This window comes from Mesorhizobium sp. M7A.F.Ca.AU.002.02.1.1 (assembly GCF_003998535.1).
GTDB lineage: Bacteria > Pseudomonadota > Alphaproteobacteria > Rhizobiales > Rhizobiaceae > Mesorhizobium > Mesorhizobium ciceri.
Genome location: NZ_RZPB01000248.1, coordinates 1 through 7,574, shown reverse-complemented (window position 1 = coordinate 7,574; position 7,574 = coordinate 1). Strand labels below are relative to the sequence as shown.

General features: G+C 62.8%; 10 protein-coding genes. 1 reads left to right on the top strand and 9 read right to left on the bottom strand.

Annotated elements, in window-relative coordinates:
- Together EN879_RS16750 and EN879_RS16745 are read right to left on the bottom strand one after the other, a co-directional pair.
- Positions 1 to 182: DUF1489 family protein (locus EN879_RS16750; RefSeq protein WP_127274136.1), on the bottom strand; the 182-nt coding region annotated here is incomplete at its 3' end.
- A 76-nt stretch (positions 183 to 258) separates the two neighbouring features.
- Positions 259 to 1,662 carry an L-serine ammonia-lyase gene (locus EN879_RS16745; protein ID WP_063167959.1) on the bottom strand — a complete coding sequence of 468 codons (1,404 nt, stop codon included), beginning with the start codon at positions 1,660 to 1,662 and terminating at the stop codon, positions 259 to 261.
- A 178-nt stretch (positions 1,663 to 1,840) separates the two neighbouring features.
- Between EN879_RS16745 and EN879_RS16740 the strand changes: the two genes are divergently transcribed.
- Positions 1,841 to 2,554 carry a DUF599 domain-containing protein gene (locus EN879_RS16740; protein WP_027161543.1) on the top strand — a complete coding sequence of 238 codons (714 nt, stop codon included), beginning with the start codon at positions 1,841 to 1,843 and terminating at the stop codon, positions 2,552 to 2,554.
- On the opposite strand, the gene EN879_RS16735 is transcribed toward EN879_RS16740, so the two are convergent.
- The 7 genes from EN879_RS16735 to EN879_RS16705 all read right to left on the bottom strand — a co-directional run bounded on the left by EN879_RS16735 (position 2,533) and on the right by EN879_RS16705 (position 7,459).
- Positions 2,533 to 3,324, bottom strand: a complete 792-nt coding sequence (locus EN879_RS16735; RefSeq protein ID WP_063167958.1) for a YdcF family protein — start codon at positions 3,322 to 3,324, stop codon at positions 2,533 to 2,535. The two genes, EN879_RS16740 and EN879_RS16735, sit on opposite strands and share 22 nt — an antisense overlap.
- A gap of 7 nt (positions 3,325 to 3,331) precedes the next feature.
- Entirely contained in the window at positions 3,332 to 3,862 is a 531-nt protein-coding gene (locus EN879_RS16730; protein WP_013531784.1) for a hypothetical protein, read from the bottom strand.
- Position 3,863: 1 nt separating this feature from the next.
- Complete coding sequence (locus tag EN879_RS16725; protein WP_027161542.1) at positions 3,864 to 5,429, bottom strand: amidase family protein; 1,566 nt, start codon at positions 5,427 to 5,429, stop codon at positions 3,864 to 3,866.
- The gene (locus EN879_RS16720; RefSeq protein WP_013531786.1) at positions 5,429 to 5,884 is read right to left on the bottom strand and encodes a GNAT family N-acetyltransferase; all 456 of its coding nucleotides are present in this window, start codon (positions 5,882 to 5,884) and stop codon (positions 5,429 to 5,431) included. Before EN879_RS16720 ends, EN879_RS16725 begins: the two co-directional genes overlap by 1 nt.
- 8 nt (positions 5,885 to 5,892) lie before the next feature.
- Positions 5,893 to 6,180 carry an Asp-tRNA(Asn)/Glu-tRNA(Gln) amidotransferase subunit GatC gene (gatC, locus tag EN879_RS16715; protein WP_013531787.1) on the bottom strand — a complete coding sequence of 96 codons (288 nt, stop codon included), beginning with the start codon at positions 6,178 to 6,180 and terminating at the stop codon, positions 5,893 to 5,895.
- A 130-nt stretch (positions 6,181 to 6,310) separates the two neighbouring features.
- Positions 6,311 to 6,727 carry a hypothetical protein gene (locus EN879_RS16710; protein ID WP_082826453.1) on the bottom strand — a complete coding sequence of 139 codons (417 nt, stop codon included), beginning with the start codon at positions 6,725 to 6,727 and terminating at the stop codon, positions 6,311 to 6,313.
- A gap of 24 nt (positions 6,728 to 6,751) precedes the next feature.
- Positions 6,752 to 7,459: a metal-dependent hydrolase gene (locus EN879_RS16705; RefSeq protein WP_063167956.1), complete on the bottom strand. Its 708-nt coding sequence runs from the start codon at positions 7,457 to 7,459 to the stop codon at positions 6,752 to 6,754.
- Positions 7,460 to 7,574 lie beyond the last annotated feature (115 nt).

Here is a 7,574-nt window from a genome sequence, read left to right as displayed (position 1 = left end):
ACCCAATAGAGCGAACCGCCATCGGTGACCTCGGCGCCGCGCGTCGGCATCATGCGCGTGGTGTGATATTGCTCGACCGGCTCACCGGCGCGCCGCCGCTCGTCGAGGCGGAAGGCGATCCACTCCTCGAGATCTTCGACGCTGTCGCAGCCGACACAGAGTTTTATGAGATTGAGAGACATCGCTTAAGGTTAGTCCCGCATGCGGACGCGTCAACGACCGGATCGACTTCTCCACAGTGGCAGTTTAGGCCAGCCTTCAGCATTCCACGACGTTGACGGCGAGCCCACCCAGGCTGGTTTCCTTGTACTTCTCGTTCATGTCGAGGCCGGTCTGGCGCATGGTCTCGATTGCTGCATCGAGAGGTACGAAATGGGTGCCGTCGCCCTTGATGGCCAGTGACGCTGCCGTCACCGCCTTGACCGCGCCCAGCGCATTGCGCTCGATGCACGGCACCTGCACCAGCCCGCCAACCGGATCGCAGGTCATGCCGAGATGGTGTTCGAGCGCGATCTCGGCGGCATTCTCGACCTGCTCGGGCGTACCGCCCATGACGGCGCACAGGCCGGCCGCCGCCATTGCCGATGCCGACCCGACCTCGCCCTGACAGCCGACTTCGGCGCCGGAGATCGAAGCATTGGTCTTGATGATGCCGCCGACCGCAGCAGCCGTCAGCAGGAAATCACGAATGCTCGGCTGGTCCGCCTCGGGATGGAAATGCAGCCAGTAGCGCAGCACCGCCGGCAGCGTGCCGGCCGCACCGTTGGTCGGCGCTGTGACGACCCGGCCGCCAGCGGCGTTTTCCTCGTTCACCGCCATGGCGTAGATCGACAGCCAGTCATTGGCGAGCAAGGGATTGGGCTTGTTCTGCTGCCATTGCTCCTGCAGCTTGTCATGCAGCATGCGGGCACGGCGGCGCACCTTCAACCCGCCCGGCATGATGCCGTCCTGCGACAGGCCGCGGTCGATGCAGCCTTTCATGGCGCTCCAGATGCCGTCGAGGCCGGCGTCGAGCGCCTCGCGCGTCATCTGCGTCTCCTCGTTGACGCGTTTCATGTCGGCGATGGAAAGGCCGCTTTTGCCGGCCATGGCCAGCATCTCGACCGCATTCTTGAACGGATAAGGCACTTTCTTGCCTTCCGTCGTCACCGATCCCTTGGCCTTCATCCGCTGCAGTTCCTCTTCGGAAACCACGAAGCCGCCGCCGATCGAATAATAGATGCGCTTGAGCAGCAGGCGGCCGCCGGAATCATAGGCGTAGAACGCCATGCCGTTGGCGTGGCCGGTGAGCGGCGTCTTGCGGTCCAGCACCAGATCGCTGGCCGGATCGAAGCGATAGGTGGGATGGCCGGGCGGCGAAATACGCTTTTCGGCGGCGATGCGACTGGCAATGCCATCGGCCTGGTCGGGATCGACCGTCTGCGGCGTCAGACCGGCAAGGCCGAGCATGACGGCGCGGTCACTGCCGTGGCCGATGCCGGTATAGGCGAGTGACCCGTGCAGGCTGGCGCCAAGGCGGTCGACCTTCACACCCGCCGGGCGCGGCCAGTCATTTCCCGCGACCTCGTCGAGAAACCGCGCCGCGGCGGTCATCGGTCCCATCGTGTGCGAACTCGAGGGTCCTATGCCGATCTTGAACAGGTCGAAAACCGAAAGGAACACGCGGCGTTGTCTCCTGGAGTCAGGTCGAGGACTACATATAGGAATTCCCACGATGTTTCCGCTCTTTTGGAAATCGCGGCGCTGCACCCGCCGACCTTGTTTGCTCCGGCAGCGACATTGGCACGATCGCTGAATGCGGACATCGAAGCGATCGCCCTGAATGTGATAAATTCAGGCCATGGGCGATTCCCTCGATCTTTCGACAGCCGATCTCGCGGCGCTGGCCTTCTTCCTCGTCGCGTGGCTGCTGCACACGTTTGCCTCCGACGGCAAGCTTGTCAGCCGGATGTCGCTGACGACGGCGATGAATGCACAGCGGCAAGCCTGGATGCGGACCATGGCCGAGCGCGAGATCCGCATCGTCGACACCGCCATCATGAGCGGGCTGCAGCAAGGCACCGCCTTCTTCGCCTCCAGCTCGCTGATCGCGATCGGCGGCTGCTTTGCCCTGCTCGGCGCGTCCGACCGGGTTCTTGAAGTGCTCAGCGACCTGCCTCTGGGTGGCGCGCCGTCGCGCGCGGCCTTCCAGATAAAGGTGTTTGGGCTGGTGCTGATCCTGGCGTTTTCGTTCTTCAAATTCGGCTGGGCGTACCGGCTGTTCAATTATTGCACGATCCTGATCGGCGCCGTACCGATCCCGCATGGCGAAGCCTCGCGCAATCCGGTCACCGAAACGGCGGTGTGGCGTGCGGCGCAAATGAACATGCTGGCCGGAAAGCACTTCAACTCCGGCCTGCGCGGCGTGTTCTTCTCGATCGGTTATCTCGGCTGGTTCGTCGACCCCATGGTGTTCGTGTTGTCGACGCTGTTGCTGCTGGCGGTGCTGGTGCGGCGCCAGTTCTTCTCGGCGGCCAGGCAGGCGGTGATCGGTCAGCCGCCCGGAAAAGGCTGATCGATCCGGCCTGACAGCCAGTAGGCAAAAAGCCCGATCCATTCCCGGATGGCCATGGTGGTGGCCCGCAGCGAATCGGCTGGATTGTCGCGGAACAGGCCGACGCCTTCCCGTCCCGAGGTGCGATAGTCGACCGGCCATGGAACGGTTGCAAAGCCGGCCTTGTCGAACAGCGCCTTGGCGCGCGGCATATGGAAGGCCGAGGTCACCAGCAGCCAGGTCTCGCCGGGCTTCGGCGTTACCAACTCCTTGGTGAAGACCGCGTTCTCATAGGTGTTGCGGGACTTGTTCTCCAGGATCATCCAGTCGGCGGCCACGCCAAGCGCGGTGAGCAGGCGCGGCGCGGTTGCGGCATCGCCCTCGCCATCGAGAAACAACGCGCCGGTGCCGCCGGAGACGACCACCTTGGCGGTGGGAAAGCGCCGGGCGAGAATCGCGGTCTCGACCATCCGATCGCCGCTGCTGTTCAGCTCATAGCCGCCGCGCGCCAGATTGATGGCGCCCTCGAAGCCGCCGCCGAGCACGACGATGCCGTCGACCTTTTCCGGCAGCGGCGGGCGTTGAAAGCGCTCTTCCAACGGATTGAGCATCATGGCGCCGAGCGACGTCCATGCTGACAGTGCAAGGATCAAAAATGCCAGCACGCTGCCGGCGGCCGCTAACCGTCGGCGCCCGATCGTGACCGCGAGCAGTCCCGCTAGCAGCAGGAAGATCGCCAGGTTGAGCGGCTGGATGAAGAACCAGAAGATCTTGGAAAGGTAGAAGAACATTGGCTGCCTATCGTCGGCTCGAATTCTCACGACCGATGAAGTGCTCGACGGCACTTGTCACAGCCTCGGCCTCGGGCCGGCTCAACTCCCTGCCGAAAACAAGGACGCCGTTGGTGTTGGTCAACCTGATGACTTCCGACAGCCCCGCTTCATCCGTTGGATAGGTATGGTCGAGGATTTCGGCCTCAAGGTGCCCTTTCAAAGGCAATGAGGAACGATTTCGCACAAAACCCCTGACGTCGCGCACGGCTGCCACGTCGGTTAGCCGCAGGGTTTCCTTGCCGAACACCAGCCACATGAAATCCTTGCCGAGGAAGTAGGTGAAGAGGGCAATGATCGCAGTGAACGACAGCAGTCCGAGAGTGCCGCTGGCGACGTTTGCGGGCGACGTGTCGGTCAATCCCATGTAGCCGGTATAGGCAACGATCGCGGCCCCAACCAGGACGAAGCCCATCCTGAAATCCGAGATGCGCGGTGGGTTGGTTATCAGCAGTTCGTCTTCCGTCTCGACGATGGAAATGCGAGACGGGGGCGGCATGCTACCACCATTTCTCCGGCTGGAATGTGCCGGCGGCTTGCTCGATGACGGCGGCGGTCTGGAACAGGGTTTCCTCGTCAAACGGCCGGCCGATCAACTGAAGCCCGAGCGGCAAACCCTTGGCGTCGAGCCCGGCGGGCACAGCGATGCCCGGCAGGCCGGCCATGTTCACCGTGACGGTGAAGATGTCGTTCAGGTACATCTTGACCGGATCGGCAGCCATGTCCTCGTCGGCGATGCCGAAGGCGGCGGATGGCGTTGCCGGGGTCAGGATGACATCGACGCCGGCGGCGAAGACAGTCTCGAAATCCCGCTTGATCAGATTGCGCACCTTCTGCGCCTGCAGATAGTAGGCGTCGTAATAGCCGGCCGACAGCACATAGGTGCCGATCATGATACGGCGCTTGACCTCACGGCCGAAACCGGCGGCACGGGTCTTCTCATACATGTCGACGATATCCTTGCCCGGCACGCGCAAGCCGTAGCGGACGCCATCGTAGCGGGCGAGGTTGGACGAAGCCTCGGCGGGCGCCACGATGTAATAGGCAGGCAACGCATATTTGGTGTGCGGCAGGGAAATATCGACGATCTCGGCGCCGGCGTCCTTCAGCCAGGCAATGCCCTTCTGCCACAGCGCTTCGATCTCTTCGGGCATGCCGTCGACGCGGTACTCCCTGGGAATGCCGACCTTCATGCCCTTGATCGGCTTGCCGATCGCGGCCTCATAGTCCGGTACCGGCATGTCGACCGACGTCGTGTCCTTCGGATCGACGGAGGCCATCGACTTCAGCAGGATCGCGGCATCGCGCACGTCACGAGCGATCGGGCCGGCCTGGTCGAGCGACGAGGCGAAGGCGACGATGCCCCAGCGCGAGCAGCGGCCATAGGTCGGCTTGATGCCGACCGTGCCGGTGAAGGCGGCCGGCTGGCGGATCGAGCCGCCAGTATCCGTCGCGGTCGCGCCGGCACACAGGAAGGCCGACACTGCGGTTGCCGAACCGCCGGAAGAACCGCCCGGCACCAGCTGCGCATTGTCCAGGCTGCGCGCGGTCCTGGTGCCGCCGGCCGAGACGAAGCCGCCATCACCCTGATGCGTCGTCGGCATCACCACCGTGTCTAGGCGCGAGCGCCGCCACGGATTGATGACCGGGCCATAGTAGGACGTCTCGTTGGACGAGCCCATGGCGAACTCGTCCATGTTGAGTTTACCGAGCATGACGGCGCCGTCGGCCCACAGATTTGACGTAACGGTCGATTCGTAGCGCGGCTTGAATCCGTCCAGCACATGACTGCAGGCCTGCGTATGGACGCCTTCGGTGCCGAACAGGTCCTTGATTCCGAGCGGGATGCCTTCCAGCGCACCGCCCTCGCCCTTGACCAGCCTTGCGTCGGACGCCTTGGCCATGTCGCGCGCCTTGTCGCCTGTCACCGCGACATAGGCATTGAGCGCGGGATTGGCGCGATCGATGGCCGAGAGATAGGCCTCGGTGATCTCGGTCGCGGTGATTTCCTTGCCGTGCAGCTTGGCGCGGGCCTGTGAAATCGTCAGCTGGGTCAGGTCGCTCATCAAAGGCTCTTTTCGTAAAACACCGACCACTCGGAATCGGGATAATCCAGCACCGGGCCGCAACGCGAAAACCCGGCGCGTTCGTAGACGGTCCACGCCGCGGGGTGACGGTCGCCCGTCTCCAGCACCAGGCGCTTCAGCCCCTCGTTGCGCGCCAGCGCCTCGACCTGCTCGACGATTTTCGCGCCGATCTTCTGCCCGCGATGCGAGGGCCGCGTGTACATGCGCTTGACCTCGCCGACAGCGCCGTCATGGCGTTTCAGCGCACCGCAGCCAATGGCCATGCCGTTGTCGCGGGCGATGAAGACAGTCGTGTCCTCACCAGCCATCTGCTCGACCGTCAGATGGTAGCAATGCTCCGGCGGCGTCAGTTCGAGCAAGGTCTGGTTGAGTTCCTCGACCAGGCCGCGCACGTCGTCCTGCAGTGGCGTTTCAATGGCGATGTCGATTGCCATCGGCCGGTTTACTCCACGACCTTCGGCACGAGGAAGAAATTCTCTTCGGTCGCCGGCGCGTTGGCGACGATGTCAGCTGCCTTGCCGCCGTCAGTAACAACGTCCTGACGCTTCTTCATGTCCATCGGCGTCACCGAGGTCATCGGTTCGATGCCGGAAACATCGACCTCATTCAGCTGTTCGACGAAGCCCAGAATGGCGTTCAGCTCGCCGGTCATCCGTTCGGCATCTTCCTCGCTCACCGCAATGCGGGCGAGATGCGCGACGCGCTTCACTGTCTGAAGATCTACGGACATGTTTTTGCCTCGGGGAAAACCAGTTCGGGCTATAGCGGCGCCGCGCGCGCTGCGCAACATGCATCGTGCGAGAGACCAGGCTGCGGCGGCGGCCTAGTCTTCGGCCATCGATCCACGCACAGGATGATGTCTACGGCAGGGCAACGCCCTCGCACAGATAGTAGCTGCCGCTGTTGCCGCTTGCTTCGCTTTCGTCGTTGACGGGCCGGACCGACACGAGATCGATCTGCTTGTCGTTCATTTGCGTCACCGAGAGGACATCCGGGAAGACATAGCCCGGTTCCTGGCAGAGGGCCGTCACCGCCCAGCTCGGCGAAGCGGTCGCCTTGCTGACCTGCAGAAACTCGCAATTGTATTCCACGCTCTGCAGGCCGTGCGCCGAAAGCACGATGTTGCCGGCGTCGATCAGCGTTTGCAGCGTGTCCTTTTTGGCCTGCGTGCAAAGCTCTTCGGACTGAAGGTAGACGCCTTCGATGAAATCATCCGCGGCCAGCGCGGGCGACGCCGCGACAAACATGGAAACGCAAAGAGATCGCCCCAATACCATGGATTTATTCCACTTTAGCTGTTTCTAGATCGTAATCGTCTCACCGATTTTCGGCAACGCCAGCCTTACACCGGATCCTTCCAGGCCGGCCTCGAACTTATCGGCGGTCGGGTCGATCATCGGAAACGTGCCGAAGTGGCAGGGAACCACGGTGTCGAATTTGAAGAAGCGCCGGCAGGCAAGTGCCGCCACCGCGCCGCCCATGGTGAAGCGGTCGCCGATCGGCACCAGGCCTATCTTCGGCTCATGCAACTCGTTGATCAGCGCCATGTCGGAGAAGATGTCGGTGTCGCCCATGTGATAGAGCGTTTTGTCTTCCGCGAAATGCAGGACGAGGCCGCCCGGATTGCCGAGATAGGTGTTCTGGCCGCCCTCGCCCGGGAACGAGGATGAGTGCAGCGCCTGGACAAAAGTGGTGGTGAAGCTGCCGCAATCGACGGTGCCGCCGATGTTGCCGGGATTGATCTTCTTGTCGCTGACGCCCTTGCCGACCAGATACATGCAGATCTCGAAATTGGCGACGAGCTGGGCGCCGCTTTTGCCGAGCACCTCCACCGCGCCGCTGATGTGGTCGCTGTGGCCATGCGTCAGCAGCACATGCGTGACACCCTCAGCCGGGCCCTCCCAGCCACCCGTCCATGACGGATTGCCTATCAGATAGGGGTCGATGAGGATCTTGGCATCAGCGGTATCGATCCGAAAGGCCGAGTGGCCGTACCAGGTCAGTTTCATGAATGCATTCCTCGATTTTTGACTTGCCAAAGGATAGAACGCCAATGGCCCCGAGATCAAAGGGTTACTTGTCCGCCACGCGTTTGACAAAACACCTGGTGGTGAAAGGCGAAGG

Coding starts and splice junctions, on each gene's coding strand:
- EN879_RS16740 (WP_027161543.1), top strand. CDS start 1,841: ATGGGCGATTCCCTCGATCTTTCGACAGCCGATCTCGCGGCGCTGGCC.
- EN879_RS16735 (WP_063167958.1), bottom strand. CDS start 3,324: ATGTTCTTCTACCTTTCCAAGATCTTCTGGTTCTTCATCCAGCCGCTC.
- EN879_RS16730 (WP_013531784.1), bottom strand. CDS start 3,862: ATGCCGCCCCCGTCTCGCATTTCCATCGTCGAGACGGAAGACGAACTG.
- EN879_RS16725 (WP_027161542.1), bottom strand. CDS start 5,429: ATGAGCGACCTGACCCAGCTGACGATTTCACAGGCCCGCGCCAAGCTG.
- EN879_RS16720 (WP_013531786.1), bottom strand. CDS start 5,884: ATGGCAATCGACATCGCCATTGAAACGCCACTGCAGGACGACGTGCGC.
- gatC (WP_013531787.1), bottom strand. CDS start 6,180: ATGTCCGTAGATCTTCAGACAGTGAAGCGCGTCGCGCATCTCGCCCGC.
- EN879_RS16710 (WP_082826453.1), bottom strand. CDS start 6,727: ATGGTATTGGGGCGATCTCTTTGCGTTTCCATGTTTGTCGCGGCGTCG.
- EN879_RS16705 (WP_063167956.1), bottom strand. CDS start 7,459: ATGAAACTGACCTGGTACGGCCACTCGGCCTTTCGGATCGATACCGCT.